General features: G+C 68.4%; 17 protein-coding genes. 11 read left to right on the top strand and 6 right to left on the bottom strand.

The window, feature by feature from the left end; translation table 11 throughout:
- Window positions 1-74 precede the first annotated feature (74 nt).
- The 6 genes from FFS23_RS18190 (at window position 75) to FFS23_RS18215 (ending at window position 5,883) form a co-directional block, all read left to right on the top strand.
- Window positions 75-2,555, top strand: a complete 2,481-nt coding sequence (locus FFS23_RS18190; protein WP_137899713.1) for a helicase-related protein — start codon at window positions 75-77, stop codon at window positions 2,553-2,555.
- Window positions 2,548-2,838, top strand: a complete 291-nt coding sequence (locus tag FFS23_RS18195; RefSeq protein ID WP_038664100.1) for an RNA-binding S4 domain-containing protein — start codon at window positions 2,548-2,550, stop codon at window positions 2,836-2,838. Before FFS23_RS18190 ends, FFS23_RS18195 begins: the two co-directional genes overlap by 8 nt.
- Window positions 2,839-2,934: 96 nt before the next feature.
- A complete protein-coding gene (gene fdxA / locus FFS23_RS18200; RefSeq protein WP_038664097.1) occupies window positions 2,935-3,276 on the top strand; it encodes a ferredoxin FdxA in 342 nt (113 codons plus the stop codon).
- A 216-nt stretch (window positions 3,277-3,492) separates the two neighbouring features.
- Window positions 3,493-4,026, top strand: coding sequence for a CarD family transcriptional regulator (locus FFS23_RS18205; protein WP_038664094.1), 534 nt, complete (start codon window positions 3,493-3,495; stop codon window positions 4,024-4,026).
- Between the two features lie 385 nt (window positions 4,027-4,411).
- Window positions 4,412-5,131, top strand: a complete 720-nt coding sequence (locus FFS23_RS18210) for a head GIN domain-containing protein (RefSeq protein ID WP_137899714.1) — start codon at window positions 4,412-4,414, stop codon at window positions 5,129-5,131.
- A 20-nt stretch (window positions 5,132-5,151) separates the two neighbouring features.
- Window positions 5,152-5,883, top strand: a complete 732-nt coding sequence (locus tag FFS23_RS18215) for a GIN domain-containing protein (protein ID WP_249340751.1) — start codon at window positions 5,152-5,154, stop codon at window positions 5,881-5,883.
- Window positions 5,884-5,912: 29 nt separating this feature from the next.
- On the opposite strand, the gene FFS23_RS18220 is transcribed toward FFS23_RS18215, so the two are convergent.
- Together FFS23_RS18220 and mgtE are read right to left on the bottom strand one after the other, a co-directional pair.
- Window positions 5,913-6,314, bottom strand: coding sequence for a DUF1489 family protein (locus FFS23_RS18220; RefSeq protein WP_038664089.1), 402 nt, complete (start codon window positions 6,312-6,314; stop codon window positions 5,913-5,915).
- Window positions 6,315-6,330: 16 nt separating this feature from the next.
- Window positions 6,331-7,734, bottom strand: coding sequence for a magnesium transporter (mgtE, locus tag FFS23_RS18225; protein ID WP_038664086.1), 1,404 nt, complete (start codon window positions 7,732-7,734; stop codon window positions 6,331-6,333).
- A 124-nt stretch (window positions 7,735-7,858) separates the two neighbouring features.
- Here mgtE and FFS23_RS18230 point away from each other — a divergent pair, with 124 nt between their 5' ends.
- The gene (locus tag FFS23_RS18230; protein ID WP_137899715.1) at window positions 7,859-8,314 is read left to right on the top strand and encodes a peptidylprolyl isomerase; all 456 of its coding nucleotides are present in this window, start codon (window positions 7,859-7,861) and stop codon (window positions 8,312-8,314) included.
- 119 nt (window positions 8,315-8,433) lie between these two features.
- Here FFS23_RS18230 and FFS23_RS18235 read toward each other — a convergent pair whose 3' ends face one another.
- On the bottom strand, window positions 8,434-9,321 hold the full coding sequence (locus FFS23_RS18235) for a LysR substrate-binding domain-containing protein (protein WP_038664080.1): 888 nt from the start codon (window positions 9,319-9,321) through the stop codon (window positions 8,434-8,436).
- A gap of 255 nt (window positions 9,322-9,576) precedes the next feature.
- Here FFS23_RS18235 and FFS23_RS18240 point away from each other — a divergent pair, with 255 nt between their 5' ends.
- Window positions 9,577-11,868 (top strand): CDC48 family AAA ATPase, encoded by a 2,292-nt coding sequence (locus tag FFS23_RS18240; protein WP_038664079.1) that lies wholly within the window; start codon window positions 9,577-9,579, stop codon window positions 11,866-11,868.
- A 99-nt stretch (window positions 11,869-11,967) separates the two neighbouring features.
- Here FFS23_RS18240 and FFS23_RS18245 read toward each other — a convergent pair whose 3' ends face one another.
- A complete protein-coding gene (locus FFS23_RS18245) occupies window positions 11,968-13,206 on the bottom strand; it encodes an MFS transporter (protein WP_137899721.1) in 1,239 nt (412 codons plus the stop codon).
- A gap of 64 nt (window positions 13,207-13,270) precedes the next feature.
- Window positions 13,271-13,594: an antibiotic biosynthesis monooxygenase family protein gene (locus FFS23_RS18250; protein WP_137899716.1), complete on the bottom strand. Its 324-nt coding sequence runs from the start codon at window positions 13,592-13,594 to the stop codon at window positions 13,271-13,273.
- A gap of 180 nt (window positions 13,595-13,774) precedes the next feature.
- On the opposite strand from FFS23_RS18250, the gene FFS23_RS18255 reads away from it, so the two are divergent.
- Together FFS23_RS18255 and FFS23_RS18260 are read left to right on the top strand one after the other, a co-directional pair.
- Window positions 13,775-14,386, top strand: coding sequence for a class I SAM-dependent methyltransferase (locus tag FFS23_RS18255; RefSeq protein ID WP_137899717.1), 612 nt, complete (start codon window positions 13,775-13,777; stop codon window positions 14,384-14,386).
- An 89-nt stretch (window positions 14,387-14,475) separates the two neighbouring features.
- The gene (locus FFS23_RS18260) at window positions 14,476-14,961 is read left to right on the top strand and encodes a MarR family winged helix-turn-helix transcriptional regulator (RefSeq protein WP_137899718.1); all 486 of its coding nucleotides are present in this window, start codon (window positions 14,476-14,478) and stop codon (window positions 14,959-14,961) included.
- Between the two features lie 21 nt (window positions 14,962-14,982).
- Here the strand turns inward: FFS23_RS18260 and FFS23_RS18265 are convergent, their stop codons facing one another.
- Complete coding sequence (locus FFS23_RS18265) at window positions 14,983-16,152, bottom strand: phospholipase D-like domain-containing protein (protein WP_137899719.1); 1,170 nt, start codon at window positions 16,150-16,152, stop codon at window positions 14,983-14,985.
- Window positions 16,153-16,273: 121 nt separating this feature from the next.
- Between FFS23_RS18265 and rpoZ the strand changes: the two genes are divergently transcribed.
- Window positions 16,274-16,618: a DNA-directed RNA polymerase subunit omega gene (gene rpoZ / locus FFS23_RS18270; protein ID WP_038664062.1), complete on the top strand. Its 345-nt coding sequence runs from the start codon at window positions 16,274-16,276 to the stop codon at window positions 16,616-16,618.
- The last annotated feature ends 233 nt before the right edge of the window (window positions 16,619-16,851 follow it).

The following is a 16,851-nucleotide window of genomic DNA, read 5'->3' on the forward strand; positions in this document are numbered from 1 at the left end:
GTGGGGGGGAATTGGGGTCGCCCCGCTTGCTTTGCCTCATTGCGCGATCGGTCGCGACACCCGATGTTGCCCCCATGAAAGCGGCGGTCACCGCGGTCCTCGGGCCGACCAACACGGGCAAGACCCATCTCGCCGTCGAGCGGATGTGCGCGCATTCGAGCGGGATCATGGGCTTTCCGCTCCGCCTGCTGGCGCGCGAGGTCTACGACCGCGTCGTCAAGCTGAAGGGCGTCGACAGCGTCGCGCTCGTCACCGGCGAGGAGAAGATCGTCCCGCCCAATGCGCGCTGGCATCTGTGCACGGTCGAATCGATGCCCGAGCATGACGCCGCCTTCGTCGCGCTCGACGAGGCGCAGCTCGGCACCGATGCCGAACGCGGCCACGTCTTCACCGACCGGCTGTTGCGCCGGCGCGGGCGCGAGGAAACGATGATCCTCGGGTCCGAGGCGCTGCGGCCGATGGTGCGTGCACTGGTGCCCGATGCCGAGATCATCGTCCGGCCGCGTTTCTCGAAGCTGACCTATGCGGGCGCCAAGAAGATCAGCCGGCTGCCCAAGCGCTCGGCGATCGTCGCGTTCAGCGCCGAGGAGGTCTATGCGGTCGCCGAGATGCTGCGCCGCCTGCGCGGCGGTGCGGCGGTGGTGATGGGCGCGCTGTCCCCGCGCACCCGCAACGCGCAGGTCGCGATGTTCCAGGCGGGCGAGGTCGATTATCTCGTCGCCACCGATGCGATCGGCATGGGGCTCAACATGGATGTCGCGCACGTCGCCTTCGCCGGCCTCAGCAAGTTCGACGGCCGCCGCAGCCGTCGGCTGACGGTGGCGGAAATGGCGCAGATCGCCGGCCGCGCCGGACGCCACCAGCGCGACGGCACGTTCGGCGGCGTCACCGAGGAGGGGCCGGGCGCGTTCCTGCCCGAGGAGGTGTTCGCGATCGAGGAGCATCGCTTCCCGCGCATCGAACAGCTCTACTGGCGCAATGGCGAACCCGATTACGCCAGCGTCGACGCGCTGATCGCCAGCCTCGAACGGCGACCCGAGCCGGGCGTGCTGCTCGCCGCGCCGCAATCGACCGATCTCGCGGTGCTGAAGCGCATGGCGGACGAGACGTGGGTGCGCGATCGCGCGCGGCATCCGGCGATGGTCAAGCGATTGTGGGCGGCGTGCGGCCTGCCCGATTTCCGCAAGCTCGGCCTCGATCCGCACACGCGCTTCGTCAGCCGGATCTTCGGTTACCTGAGCGAAGGCCGCGGAGTCGTGCCGAACCAATGGTTCGCCGACGAGGTGACGCGGCTCGACACGATCGCCGGCGACGTCGAGACGATCGCCGGGCGGATCGCCGCGATCCGCAGCTGGGCCTATATCGCGCAGCGGCCCGACTGGCTCGCCGATCCCGCCGCGGGCGCCGAGCGGACCAAGACGATCGAGGAGCGATTGTCCGACGGGCTCCACGCCAGCCTGACGCAGCGTTTCGTCGACAAGCGGACGACCGCGCTGATCCGCCAGATCGGCGCCGATGCGTCGCTGCTGCCGGTGGTGATCGGGCCGGAGGGCGAGGTGCTGGTCGAGGATCATCCGATCGGGCGACTCGACGGCTTCCGCTTCACCGTCGACCCCGCCGCGCGGGCGACCGATCGCCGCCTGCTGCTCGCCGCGGCGGAAAAGCATCTCAGCGGCGAGCGGCGCCGCCGCGGCGAGGCGCTGGTCGCCGCGGAGGACGCGGCGTTTGCTTTGGTCGATGATGCGATCGTGTGGAACGGCCATGCGGTGGCGCTGCTGACGCCGGGGCCGTCGCTCGCGCGGCCGCAGCTCAAGCTCGATCGCGATCTCGATTGTCTCGCGAGGCCGCAGCGCGAGGCGGTGTCGGTGCGGGTCAACGGCTGGTTCGCGGCGATGCTCGGCCGGCATCTGCCGGCGCTGGTCGCGCTCGCCGAGGCGGCGCGCGATCCGCAGGCGACGCCCGCGCTGCGCGTCGTCGCGGGCGAGCTCGAGGCGGCGGGCGGGCTGATACCGCGGCTCGCGCTGCACGAATCGCTGGACGCGCTGACGCAGGACGAGCGCAAGCGGCTGCGCCGGATCGGCATCACGATCGGCGCGCTCGACCTGTTCGACCCGCGCCTGCTCAAGCCCGGCGCGGCGCGCTGGCGGCAGGCGCTGCTCGGCGTGCGCGGCAAGCGTCACGTGCTGCCGCGCGAGGGAGCGACGGTGTTGCCGCGCGGCGTGCCCGGCGCGCAGCTCGCCACCGGTTACCGTCCGCTCGCCGCGCAGGCGGTGCGCGTCGACCTCGTCGAGCGGATCGCGCGCGCTGCGCACGACGCGCGGCAGGGGCGCAAGCCGTTCGCGCCCGATCCCGCGCTCGCGACCTCGATGGGGATCACCGCGCCGACGCTGGAGCGGCTGATGGCCGAACTGGGGTTCCGCACCGTACGTGGCGAGGCGGAAGCGCCGCCCGCCTGGGTGTGGCGCGGCCGCCGGCCGCCGCAGCGCGCCGAGCGGCCCGCGCCGTCACCGACGGGGGCCTTTGCCGCGCTGGCGGCGTGGAGCGGCCATGGCTGACACTATGCGGATCGACATGTTCCTGTGGTTCGTGCGGCTCGCCAAGACGCGCAGCCTCGCGCAGGACCTCGCCTGCGACGGCCGCCTGCGCATCGACGGGCGGCGGATCGAGCGCAGCGCGGCGCCGGTCCGCGTCGGCAATATCCTCACCTTTGCACTGCACGACCGGGTGCGCGTGTTGCGCGTCGAAGCCTTGCCGACGCGACGCGGACCGGCGCCCGAGGCGCAAAGCTGCTATCAGGAACTGGCTGCAAACGTGTCGCAACCGAACGGCTTCGATTGACGCGGGGGGGAACGCGGCATAGCAGCCTCGCGTTCATACCCGGCTTCTCTCGAGCCGACGCACTCTAGCCGGCGCACAGGGCCGCAAGGAACCAGAATGACCTACGTCGTCACCGATGCCTGCATCCGCTGCAAGTATATGGACTGCGTCGAGGTGTGTCCGGTCGACTGCTTCTACGAGGGCGAGAACATGCTCGTCATCAATCCCAGCGAGTGTATCGACTGCGGCGTGTGCGAGCCCGAATGCCCGGCCGAAGCGATCCTGCCCGACACCGAGAGCGGGCTGGAGCAATGGCTGGAGCTCAACACGACCTTCTCGGCGCAATGGCCCAACGTCACGCGCAAGCTCGACCAGACGCCGCCCGACGCCGATGCGATGAAGGGCGTCGAGAACAAATATGAGCAATTCTTCTCGCCGGAGCCGGGCGCGGGCGACTGAGCGACCCGAATCGGGTTCGATCGTGTAGGGTAAGTCAGTCCAACTGGCTTATCCACGCTGGTAATTTTGTTGCGACTGTGTTAAAAGTGTCCACGACGGGCATGATGAGTCCTGCCCGTCAGGAGACACTCGTACCAACCATCCTCGCCGTCCGGACCCGCGGGTATCCCGCCCCGGACGATCCTCGCGACGGATGCGATCCAGAAAGGCCCGTTCATGGCTGCCAAGGCATTGTCCTTCGATGTCGGTGATTACGTTGTTTATCCGAAGCATGGCGTCGGCCGTGTGATCGAGCTGCAGAAGCAGGAGATCGCCGGTACCAGCCTCGAGCTGTACGTGCTGCGCTTCGAGAAAGAGCGGATGACGCTCCGCGTCCCCACCAACAAGGCCGAATCGGTCGGTATGCGCAAGCTCTCGTCGGACAAGACGATGCGCGAGGCGATGGAAACGCTCAAGGGCAAGCCCAAGGTGAAGCGCACCATGTGGTCGCGCCGCGCGCAGGAATATGAGGCGAAGATCAATTCGGGCGACCTCGCGTCGATCGCCGAAGTGGTCCGCGACCTGTTCCGCGCCGACGACCAGCCCGAGCAGAGCTATTCGGAGCGGCAGATCTTCGAGGCGGCGTGCAGCCGACTCGCCCGCGAACTCGCCGCGATGGAAGAGGTCGACGAGCCCAAGGCGCAGGAGAAGATTCTCGACATCCTCCGCGCCGCGGCCGCGATCTACAACAAGGAGAAGGTGCCGGCGTAAGCCGCGCATCGTTCCGGTGAAGCAAGAGGGCGGTCCCGCGGGGCCGCCCTTTTTCTTTTAGGGCGGGTGATGCGGTACGCCCGCGCGAGGGCAGGGAGGCAGGCTATCGCATACGGCTGTTCACGTCAGTCGCTCGTTTTCAAAGCCCACCCCGTCACCCCGGACTGGTTCCGGGGTCCACTCCGTGGCGAGGAGAAACGCTTGAGTCGATACCGTACCCCTGCGGTCCGGTGGACCCCGGAACGAGTCCGGGGTGACGGATATGATGAGGAAACCGATCGAGCCTCGCCACCCCATCGATATGCAATCGCGCTGCATCAATGAGGACTGCTTGCCCTCACCCTTCTCGTGTATTATTAAAACAATACACAAGGAGGGTTGAAGGATGCAGGCGGTCGCATTTGTCATGGTCGGTGCGATGCTCGCCGGCTGCTCGATGGGGCAAGATGACGGCCCCGGCGTCACGCCGACCGGCAGCGGCACCACCCGCAGCTACGCCGTCACGGATTTCTCCAAGATCGATCTGACCGGCAGCGACGAGGTCGAGGTGCGCGCCGGCAAGGCATTCTCGGTCCGCGCCGAGGGCAAGCCCGAGGATCTCGACACGCTGCGCATCGCGAGGGACGACGAGACGCTGGCGATCGGGCGCAAGCGGTCGTTCCGCTGGGGGCACGGCGGCAAGGTCACCGTCTATGTGACGCTGCCGCGCCTGACGGAGGCGAGCATCACCGGATCGGGGACGATGGCGGTCGACCGCGTGTCGGGCGACGCGTTCAAGGCGGACGTGAGGGGATCGGGCGATCTCAACATCGCCGCGCTCGCTACCGACCGCGCCGAGGTCTCGATCGCCGGGACCGGGAACGTCCGCGCCGGTGGCGCGGTCAAGGATCTGGCGGTCGAGGTCGCGGGCACCGGCAGTCTCGATGCCGCCGGGCTGCGCGTCGAGCGTGCCGACGTCTCGGTCACCGGCACCGGCGACGTGCGCGCTGCGGTATCCGGAACCGCGAAGGTGCAGGTCGCCGGGACGGGCGACGTCGATCTCGGCGCGGCGGCGCGCTGCACCGTGTCGAACACGGGCACCGGCTCGGTGCGCTGCGGGCGCTAACGTCGATCGGCCGTAAGTCCTTGCCGCACCGGCAAAGCGGTGCGACGCTCGGCGCGATGATCCGTCTGCTCGCCCTGCTGCTGCTCCTGCCCTCGGCGGCGATGGCCGAGGAACGCCGCGTCGCGCTCGGCAGCTTCGAGCGGGTGCGGATCAATGGTGCGTTCGAGGTGACGATCACCACCGGATCGCCCGGCGCCACGGTGATCGGCGATCGCGGCGTGATCGGTGACATCGATCTGCGCGCCGAGGGCACGACGCTGACCGTGCGTCAGACCAGCACCGGCCGCTGGGGCGAGCAGCGGCAGGCGACCGCGAGGGTGCCGGTCCGTATCCTGCTCGCGACGCCGCGGCTGAGCGGGATCACGGTGAACGGCGGCAGCAAGGTGACGGTGGCGCGGCTGGTCGGGTCGCGCGTCGACCTCTCCGCTGCCGGCACCGGCACGATCGAGGTCGCCGCGGTGCAGGCGGACCAGCTCATCGTGCAGCTCGCCGGCGACGGCAGGATCGGCCTCGCCGGCCGCGCCACCGCGATGCGGCTGGTCGCCAGCGGCGCGGGCACGATCGACGCGGCGGGGCTGGAGGCGAACGACCTCGACCTGCATCTCGACGGCCCGGGCACGGTGCGCGCACGCGCGCGCTACACCGCGCTGGTGGCGAGCAGCGGGCTGGGGGCGGTGACGGTGACGGGGCGCCCGAAATGCCGGGTCATCGCCGCCGCCGGTGCACCGGTGACGTGCGGCGCGGGGGAATAAAGACGGCGGGTAAGTGACCCGCGCGCGGCTCAGATCAGCGCCAGTTCCGCCAGCCGGCCGACCAGCGCCGGCGGCATCGCCGCGAGCCCGTCGGTCTCGCCGCCGAGGTCGGCCGGCGCATCCGCCGCTTCGAGATAGCGCCAACCCTGATGCGCGCGCTTGGGGCGCGCCTGGACCAACACCAGCGCCGGGTCGATGTGGATCGCGACGCGACCGCCCTCCGCCTCGCCGAAACCGAGGATCGCCGAGCGCGCGACCAGCTGGTGCTTCAGGATCCAGAACAGCGAGCCTTGGCCCGCAACCTCCTCGTGCCGCTTGGGCAAATAGCGGGTGGTAAGGAACACCGGTCCGTCGGCGGCGCGCAGGGCAAGGCGTTCGGCGAGATGCTCGACACTGGTCGCGCCGAAGGCCACTTTCGTCAGGTGCAACATGGACGTGCGATGTGGGTCAGGCGTGCAGTCCCCACAAGGTCGCCAGACCCAGGAACGAGAAGAAGCCCATCGTATCGGTCAGCGTCGTCACGAACACTGCCGAGGACACCGCGGGATCGATGTTCATCCGGTCGAGCGTCACCGGCACCAGCACGCCGCCGAGCCCCGCGGTGATGTTGTTGGTGAACATCGCCGCGGCGATGACCAGCGCGAGGTCGGTGCGCCCGAAGACGATGAACGTGCCGAGCCCGATCAGCACGCCGAGCGCCAGGCCGTTGGCGGCGGCGATGCGCAACTCGCGGAACACCATCCATCGCGTGTTCGAATCGGTGAGCTGGTTGGTGGCGATCGCGCGGACGACGACGGCGAGCGTCTGCGTGCCGGCATTGCCGCCCATCCCCGAGACGATCGGCATCAGGATGGCGAGCGTCGCGAAACCGGCGATCGTGCTTTCGAACAGGCCGACCACCGACGAGGCGATCATCGCGGTGCCGAGATTGACCACCAGCCACATCAGCCGCGTCCGTACGGTCAGCCGGATCGGCTCGTTGATGTCGCCGTCGCCCGCGCCGGACAGCAGCAGCGTGTCCTCGCCCGCCTCTTCCTGGATGATGTGGACGATGTCGTCGACGGTGATCATGCCGACGAGGCGATTGGCCGAATCGACCACCGCGGCACTGATCAGCGCATATTTCTGGAAGCGGAGCGCGACCTCTTCCTGATCCATGTCGACCGGGATCAGCGTCTGCTCGCGCTTCATCACGTCGGCGATGGCGATATTGCCCGGCGTGCGCAGGATCCACGACAATTGGCAGGTGCCGACCGGGTGATGGCCGGCGTCGACGACGAAGATCTCCCAGAAATCGGTGGTCAGTTCCTCGTGGCCGCGCAGGAATTCGATCGCGTCGCCCACCGTCCAGTGATCGGGCACCGCGATCAGCTCGCGCTGCATCAGGCGGCCGGCGGATTCCTCGGGGTATGACAGCGCCTCCTCGATCGCGGCGCGATCGTCGGGGTCGAGCGCGCGCAACACCGCGCGCTGGTCCGCCTCTTCCATGTCCTCGATGATCGCGACGGCGTCGTCGGTATCGAGTTCGGAGGCGAGGTCGGCGACCTCGGTCGGCGTCAGCGCGTCGATCAAATCCTCGCGGACGTAATCGTTCATCTCCGCGAAGACGTCGGCGTCGAGCAGGTCCTTGAGCGCCTTGGCGAGCGGCCCGCGATCCTCGTGCGGGGTCAGCTCGAACAGATCGGCGATGTCGGCGGGATGGAGCGGCTCGACCAGGGCGCGCGCCGCCTCGTCGTCGCCGTCGGCGACCGCGTCGCGCACCGCATCGACGAATTCGGGACGCAACCGGTCGTCCTCGTCCAGCTCGTCCTGTTCGGGGGCGGGGGCCTCGGGAAGTTCGGTCTCGCTCATCGCTGCCTCCTCCCGGCGTTGTCCGCTCGCGCTCTACCGCGCTGCGGCACGATTGGCCACCCTCGCGGATTTGCCCTTCGGCGTCAGCGATACTACCTGCACGTCAACCATAAGAGGACGAACCATGGCCGATACGTACAATACCCTGACGCTGACGCTCGCGGACGGCGACGTCACGATCAAGCTGCGCCCCGATCTCGCGCCCAATCACGTCGTGCGCATCGCCGAGCTGGCCAACGAAGGCTTCTACGACGGCGTCGTCTTCCACCGCGTCATCCCCGGCTTCATGGCGCAGGGCGGCGACCCCACCGGCACCGGCACCAGCGGATCGGACAAGCCGAACCTCAAGCAGGAATTCAGCAAGGAGCCGCACGTGCGCGGCGTCTGCTCGATGGCGCGGACCAGCGATCCCAATTCGGCGAACAGCCAGTTCTTCATCGTCTTCGACGACGCGCGCTTCCTCGACAGCCAATATACCGTCTGGGGCGAGGTCACCGACGGCATGGAGCTGATCGACGCGCTCCCCAAAGGCGAGCCGCCGCGCGAGCCGGGCAAGATCGTCAAGGCCCGCGCCGAATAAGCCGCCTCCCCCTCCCCGCCACGGGGAGGGGGACCGCGCCACGGGCGTGCCGTTCGTGGAAGCCCCCCTCCGTCAACGCTGACGCGCTGCCACCTCCCCGTGCCGGGGAGGAACGGAGTTCACACCTCGCCCAGCGTCTGGATCAGCCAGTCGTGGAACATGCGGACCGGACGCTGGTGCAGCGCGCGCGGGCGGCAGACGAACCAGTAACTGTACGGGCTCTCCACGACGATATCGAACAGCCGCACCAGCCGCGGATCGCGCGCCTCCTGGAAATGGCTCTCGTGCATGAAGGCGACGCCGAGCCCCTGGGCCGCCGCCTCGAGCATCAGCGCACCCGAATCGAAATAGTCGATCGCCAGCGGTTCGATGCCGGGATCGACCTTCGCCGCGTCGCGCCAGGCGGTGAAATTGTCGGGCATCTCGCGGTGGATCAGCGCGGTGAGGCGAGAGAGCTGCTCGGGCCGCGTCACCGGGTCCGGCCCGTCGAGCAGCGTCCTGGCGCCGATCACATAGACCGAATTGCGATCGAGCCGCTTGGCATAAAGCGTCGGCTCGATCTCGCGCGACAGCGCGATCACCGCGTCGAGCCCCTCGCCGAGCCGTGCGACGCCATGGCCGGCGGTATCGATATCGAGATGCAGTTCCGGATGCGCCGCACGCAATTCACCCAGCCGCGGAAACAGCCGTTGCGACGCGAACAAGGGCAGGATGCCGAGCCGCAGCCGCAACACCTCGACCGTGCCGGTCATCGCCTCGACCGCGTCGGACAGGCTGTCGAGCACCGGCGCGATCTGGCCGAGCAGCCGTTCGCCATCCGCGTTGAGCACCATCGCCTGATGCCGGCGTTCGAACAACGGCCTGTCGATAAAGCGTTCCAGCGACTGGACGCGGCGGCTGAGCGCCGGTGCCGACAGCGCCAGTTCGGTGGCGGCGGCCTTGACCGATCCCAGTCGCGCGACCTGGACGAATGCCTCGATCGCGCCAAGCGGCGGCAGTCTGCGCATGACGATCCTCTCCTTGCATCCGTTCCTGACCGATCACGCCGACGAATGCAACTTCTGCAATCGTAACGTATCTTTTCGCACTTGCAACATAAAGCTGCGGACGACAAAAGGGACGGGCCTTTCAGGCATCCTCTCCTAAAACTTTTACGGGCCGGCCCTTCGGGGCTGGCCCTTTTTTTGGTTCGGCGCGCGGTGGCGCAGGCGGAACCGTCTTCCTATCTCGCACGCTCGAAACGGTTTCGAGGATCAACGTGCATGGCCGATAGCGATACCACCACCCGCAAGATCCAGGTGGCGAACAGCCGTCCGGAAGATTCCGGCCGCGGCTTGGCGCATCTGCCGCGCAGCCTGATGGCGGCGCTGGGGGTGGGCGAGGGCGACGTCATCGAGATCGTCGGCAAGCAATCGACCCCGGCACGTGCGGTCGGGCCCTACACCGAGGACGAAGGCATCGAGGTGCTGCGCATCGACGGTCTGCAGCGCGCCAATGCTGGCGTCGGCGCGGGCGATTTCGTCGAGGTGCGCAAGGTCGAATCCAAGCCGGCGACGCGCGTCGTCTTCGCACCGGCGCAGGCGAACCTGCGCCTGCAAGGCCAGCCGCAGGCGCTCAAGCGCACCTTCTTCGGCCGGCCGTTGTGCCAGGGCGACGTCGTCGCGACCGCGGGGCACCAGCGCGTCGGCAACATGCCGCCGGGCATCCAGCAGTTCATGAACGCGCCCGCTTATGCCTTGCAGGAGATCCGCCTCGCGGTCGTCTCGGCGAGCCCCAAGGGCGTCGTCCATATCGACGAGAATACCGAGATCGAGCTGCGCCCCGAATATGAGGAGCCGACGCAGCGTCGTGCCGACGTCACCTATGACGATATCGGCGGCATGGCGACGACGATCGACCAGTTGCGCGAGATGGTCGAGCTGCCGCTGCGCTATCCCGAGCTGTTCGAGCGGCTAGGGGTCGAGCCGCCCAAGGGGCTGTTGCTCTACGGCCCGCCGGGGACGGGCAAGACGCGGCTCGCGCGCGCGGTCGCCAATGAATCGGACGCGAGCTTCTTCCTGATTAACGGGCCGGAGATCATGGGCTCCGCTTATGGCGAGTCGGAAGGCCGGCTGCGCGAGATCTTCGAGGAGGCGGCCAAGTCGGCGCCGTCGATCGTCTTCATCGACGAGATCGATTCGATCGCCCCCAAGCGCGGCAACGTGCAGGGCGAGGCGGAGAAGCGCGTCGTCGCGCAGCTGCTGACGCTGATGGACGGGCTCGAATCGCGCGCCAATCTCGTCGTCATCGCCGCGACCAACCGGCCCGAGGCGATCGACGAGGCGCTGCGCCGGCCGGGCCGCTTCGACCGCGAGATCGTCGTCGGCGTGCCCGACGAGCGTGGACGGCGCGAGATCCTTGGTATCCATACGCGCGGCATGCCGTTGGGCGACAAGGTCGATCTCGCCGAGCTGGCACGCACCACCTACGGCTTCGTCGGCGCCGATCTCGCCGCGCTGACCCGCGAGGCGGCGATCGAGGCGGTGCGGCGAATCATGCCGAAGCTCAATCTCGAGGAGCGGACCGTGCCACCCGAGGTGCTCGATACGCTGTCGGTGACGCGCGAGGATTTCCTCGGCGCGCTTAAGCGCGTCCAGCCGTCGGCGATGCGCGAGGTGATGGTCGAGGCGCCGCGCGTGCGCTGGGAGGATGTCGGCGGGCTCGATGCCGCGCAGACGCGGCTCAAGGAAGGCGTCGAACTGCCGCTCAAGGACCCGGACGCGTTCCGGCGACTGGGTATCCGGCCGGCCAAGGGCTTCCTGCTCTATGGCCCTCCCGGCACTGGCAAGACCTTGCTCGCCAAGGCGGTCGCGCGCGAGGCGGAGGCGAATTTCATCGCCACCAAATCCTCCGATCTGCTGTCGAAATGGTATGGCGAGAGCGAGCAGCAGATCAGCCGGCTGTTCCAGCGCGCGCGTCAGGTCGCGCCGTGCGTGATCTTCATCGACGAACTCGACAGCCTCGTGCCGGCACGTGGCTCGGGGGCGGGCGAGCCGCAGGTCACCGAGCGCGTGGTCAACACGATCCTCGCCGAGATGGACGGGCTGGAGGAGCTGCAGTCGGTCGTCGTGATCGGCGCGACCAATCGGCCCAATCTGATCGATCCGGCGCTGCTGCGGCCGGGGCGGTTCGACGAATTGGTGTACGTCGGTGTTCCCAATACCGAGGGGCGGCGGCGCATCCTGTCGATCCAGACGCAGAAGATGCCGCTCGCCGGCGACGTCGATCTCGATCGGGTGGCGAAGCGGACGGATCGCTTCACCGGTGCCGATCTGGAGGACGTGGTGCGCCGCGCCGGCCTGATCGCGCTGCGCCGGTCGTTGCAGTCGACCGAGGTGACGATGGCCGATTTCGAGGAGGCTCTGACCGAATCGCGGGCGAGCGTCACCCCCGAGATGGAGAAGGATTACGAGCAGATCGCCTCGCGCCTGAAACAGGATGCGGCGGCGATCCAGCCATTGGGCTTCATCTCGCCCGGCCAGTTGCAGAGCCGCGGCGGCAAGGCGGATTATTGACCTCTTTCCGTTCGCGCTGAGCCTGTCGAAACGCCGCTCTCCCCAAGCGTCATGCCGGCGGAGAGATGGGCTTCGACAGGCTCAGCCCGAACGGATCGGCTAGCCCCGCTCCCTCAGGCTCGCCCATGCGTAGCCGAACAGCAGCAGCAGCGCGGCCGCCGCCGTCAGATACGGCAGCGATCGCGCGATTTCGTACAGCCCGACGCCGATCGACGGACCGAGCACGAAGCTGGCGCCGTTGACGCTGGTCACCTTGCCCGCCACCGAACCCTGCGCCGCCGGGCCGACCGCGAGGCTCGATCCGGCGGTGAATCCCGGGCGGGTGAAGCCGAAGCCGAGATTGGCGAGCGCATAGGCCGTGGCGATGCCGTACAGCGACGTCGCCACCCCGGTCAGCGCGACGCCCGCCGCCGCCAGTATCAGGCCGGTCAGCACCAGCCGGCGCGGGCTGAGCCCGAGCAGCGGGATCACGCCCCATTGCACCAGCAGCGCCGCGCCTGCGCCCATCATCAGCACGATTCCGGTCGGCTCGAGCGCCTGGGCGGGCGGGATCGCCAGCCGGTCGATCACCAGGAAGCCGATCGCCTGGCTGGTCATCGCCTGCGCATGCCCCATCACCAGTCCGGCGATCATCCAGCCGCGCACGCGGCGGTCGAGATAGCCGACGCGCTCGGCGTGCGGTGCGGTGGCGGCGGCGACGCTCGCGCCGGTCGGTGCGCCGCCGATCGAGGGATAGGCGGACGACGCACCATGTTCGCGATGCCCCGCACGCCGGTCGTCGGGGAGCAGCACCCGTACTGCGATCCACACGCCGACGCCGAACAGCGCGAAGACGAAGGCGGGGCCGGCGAGTCCGATCTCGACCCCGCCGATCGTGCCGAGCAACAGATAGGGCGCGATCGCCGGGCCGAGGATGGTGCCGAGCCCGAACGCGCTCGCCAGCAGTGTCAGCGCGCGGGTGCGATCCTGCCGGCTCGTCTCGCCGGCGACCAGCGCCTGTACCGCCGGCGGCGCGGCCGAGCCGAACGTGCCGTAGATCAGCCGGCCGCCGATGAAGCAGCCGAACGCCGCGGTGCCGCCGATCCAGCCGTTGATCCCCGCCGCCAGGAACAGCCCGCACAGGCCGAGCGACACCGCGAAACCACCGACGCCGAGCAGGATCAGCGCGCGATGGCCATGCCGGTCGGACCGGTTCGCCCAGAACGGCGCGGCGATCACCCAAAGCAAGGCCGACACCGAGAACGCCGCGGCCACCGCGCGATCGGCGACGCCGAGCGAGCGGCCGAGCGCCGGCAGGATCGACTGCAAGGCGGTATTGCCCGCCGCGATCGTCAGCATGACGAGGAAGAGCAATGCGAAATGCGGATCGATCGCGCGCGGGTCCGCCCTCACCTCTGTACCCTCACGGACGCGTCCAGGCATAGGCGCGCGTCGTCGTCGTCACCGTGACGCGATACCAATCGTACCAGCGCGCGCGACCGCGTTCGCGAATCGTCACATGCTCGGGATGGTCGCGCCACGCCTCCGCGCTCGCGGTGTCCGCCCAATAGCTGATCGTGATGCCGACCCCGTCGCCGTCGCGGACGCTGTCGACGCCGCGATAGCCGGGCTGTGCCGCGGCCAGCGCGTCCATCGCCGCGGCGGCGGCATCGTAGCCCGCCGCATCCTCGCCGTTGCGCCGCGATACGAAGATCACCGCGACCTCGCCTTCATCCTCCCGCTGCATCGCCGCTCACCCCCCGTGCCGCCCCTTCCTACGCCTCCGTTCGGGCGGGGCAAGCGCGCACCGCTGCGATGAACCGCGTGGCCAAACGCAACCGTGTGTCTTGAAACGCGTTCGGAAAACGTGGCACGGGGTGTCACCCGCGTGTCGACGCGGGCCGATCACGAGAACGACAGGAACACGATGCCCAGTCCGACCACCGCCGCCCGGCGCAATTCCCGTCCTGCCGGCGTGCCGAGTCCGGTCGCGATGTTCTTCCAGGGGTTCCTCAAGCATCCGGTGATGGTCGGTTCGATCATCCCATCGTCGGACAAATTGATCCGCAAGATGCTCGGCCCGGTCGACTGGAGCGCGTGCAAGCTGTTCGTCGAATACGGGCCCGGCGTCGGCACCTTCTGCCGCCCGATCCTCGAGCGGATGGCGCCGGACGCGACGCTGATCGCGATCGACACCAATGCCGACTTCATCCGCTATCTCGATCATACCATCACCGACTCGCGCTTCGTCGCGGTTGAGGGATCGGCGGCGGACGTCGAGCAGATCGTCCGCGACCACGGGCACGACCATGCCGATTACGTGCTGTCCGGCCTGCCCTTCTCGACGCTGCCCGCTGGCGTCGGCCCGGCGATCGGCGCGGCGACGCACCGCGTGATCCGCCCCGGCGGCGCTTTCCTCGTCTATCAATTCTCGCCGAAGGTGAAGGATTTCCTCACCCCGCATTTCGAGCGGATCGATCACGACATGGAATGGTGGAACGTCCCGCCCGCCCAGCTCTATTGGGCATGGAAGGATTGATCGCAAAACGCGACGATCGCGAAATTTAGCAACGTTTTCGGATGTGAATCCGCTTCCCTTTTATCCAGGGTTAAGTTAGCCCGTCCGTTATGGACGCACCCAAGCTCTCGTCTGCCTTGTTCCTGCACGATTCGGCGATCCGTCGCGGCATGGAATTGATGATCTTCGCCCAATCGCGGTTCGTCCGCAGCGCAGACGACAAGCTCGCCGAGATCGGCCTGGGACGGGCGCATCATCGCGCGATGTATTTCATCGGCCGCAAGCCCGATATCACCGTCGGCGAACTGCTCAATCTGCTCGGGGTCACCAAGCAATCGCTCGGCCGGGTGATGAAGGATCTGGTCGATCGCACCCTCGTCCAGATGCGCCATGGCGATCACGACCGTCGCCATCGGCTGCTGCGGCTGACCGACGCCGGCGAGGCGCTCGAACAGGCGCTGTACGAGGAACAGCGCGAGAAGATGGCGCGGGCCTATTCGCACGCCGGCCAGGAAGCGGTGGCGGGCTATTGGTCGGTGCTCGAGGCGCTGATCCCCGAGGCTTCGCGCGTCCATGTCGACGCTTTGGGACGCTGAGGGGGCGGGATAGCCCTCGCCTTATTCGTCGATGCCGAAATTGAGCCCGCGCGACACGCCGGGATCGACCACCGCGATCATCAGATAGGCGAAGAACTGGCGGATGCGCTGCACCGGGCCGGTATGCGCCTTGTACCATGCCTTGGTGATCGGCTGCGACCGCGCGATCTCGCCCTCGACATAGCTGCGCACATGATCGGCGAAGGCACGATCCTCGACGCGGAACATCAGTTCCATGTTGATGAACAGGCTGCGCATATCGAAATTGGCCGAGCCGACGTGGACGGCATCGTCGATCACGTACAATTTGGTGTGCAGCTTGGTCGGCTGATATTCGAAGACCTGCACGCCCTTGCGCAGCAGGCCGGCATAGGTGAAGCGCGCCGCGGCGATCGTCGCGGCATTGTCGGATTTGGCGGCGGTGACGATCCGCACCTTCGCCTTGCGCCGCCCCGCCTTGTCGAGCCGCCGCAGGATTGTTGGCGAGGGGGTGAAATAGGCGGCGATGATGTCGATCCGCCTGCCGCGGCGCAGGTCGTCGCGCACCGCCCGCGCCCAGGGCGACAGCCGCCGCGTCGGGCCGCCGATCAGCCACCGCGTCAGCCCGCGCGCCTCGCTCCACCGCGACAGCGCCTTGTTGAGGTGGCGCACCTTGCCCTTGGGCGCGCGCACCCAATCGTGCAGCGCGTCGAAATAGCAGGCGAGCCGCCCCGCCGCCGGCCCCTCGACCAGCAGGCCGAGGTCGCGCCACGCTTCCTCGGCGGGGGTGCCGAAATAATCGTCCTCGACGTTGAAGCCGCCGATGATGATCCGCTGCGCGTCGCTGCCCGCGTCGGCGAGCGCGAGCTTCTGGTGGTTGCGCAGCAGATAGCGGCGGCCGAAGCGCGGCGAGAAGCGGCACACCAAAACGCCCGCCGCGCGCAGCGGCGCATAGAAGGCGTCGTCGGTCTCGCTGCCGAAGCCGTCGACGATCAGTGCGGTGGCGACGCCGCGATCCGCCGCCGCGATCAGCGCGGCATTGACGCGCCGGCCGGTCTCGTCGTCGGCGTAGATATAATAGAGGATGCGCAGATCGGTCTTCGCGCCGTCGATCAGCGCGAGCAAGGCGTCGAGCCGCCGCGGCCCGGTGTCGAGCAGCGTCAGCCGGTTGCCGTCGACGGTGAACGTCGGTTGGGGGGCGGGGGCGGCCATCGCCCGTCTGTGGCGATTGCGCCGCCGCCGCACAAGCGCGCCCGCGCATTTCTTGACTTTGCGGGCACAGGCGCCTAGTCCCCCGCCTTCACTGCATCGGTATTTGCGAAGGAAAGCGTCCATGGCGCGCGTCACTGTCGAGGATTGCGTCGACAAGATCCCCAACCGCTTCGATCTGGTCCTGTTCGCCGCACAGCGCGCGCGACAGATTTCGGGCGGCGCAGAACTGCTGCTCGATCGCGATCGCGACAAGAATCCGGTCGTCGCGCTGCGCGAGATCGCCGACGAGCTGGTCCGCCCGGACAATCTCGAAGAGGCGGTGATCAACAGCCTGCAGCGCGTCCAGATCGACGACGACGACGAGGTCGATGCGGTCGGCTCGCTGTCGGCCTCGGCCGAGGCGCTCCGCCTGACCGCCGCCGCGCCGCCGCGGAACCAGAATCTGGGTGCCGATTACGACGGATGAGGGATCGGTCAGCGGATTAGCCTGGCTAATCCGCGCCTCGGACCGATCCTCGGCCAGCGGGCGCTAGCCCGACTGACGACGCGGCTTTGCCGCGTCGTTTGCGTTTGGGGGATGCCTACCCCCCTTGTCATCCCCGCGCAGGCGGGGATCCATAAACGCTGACGCTCGTGACAAGAGCCGCGACATCCGCGCGTATGCATCCCCGCCTGCGCGGGGATGACGGGGGTAGGGGT

This window comes from Sphingomonas sp. 2SG (assembly GCF_005503285.1).
Lineage (GTDB): Bacteria > Pseudomonadota > Alphaproteobacteria > Sphingomonadales > Sphingomonadaceae > Sphingomonas > Sphingomonas taxi.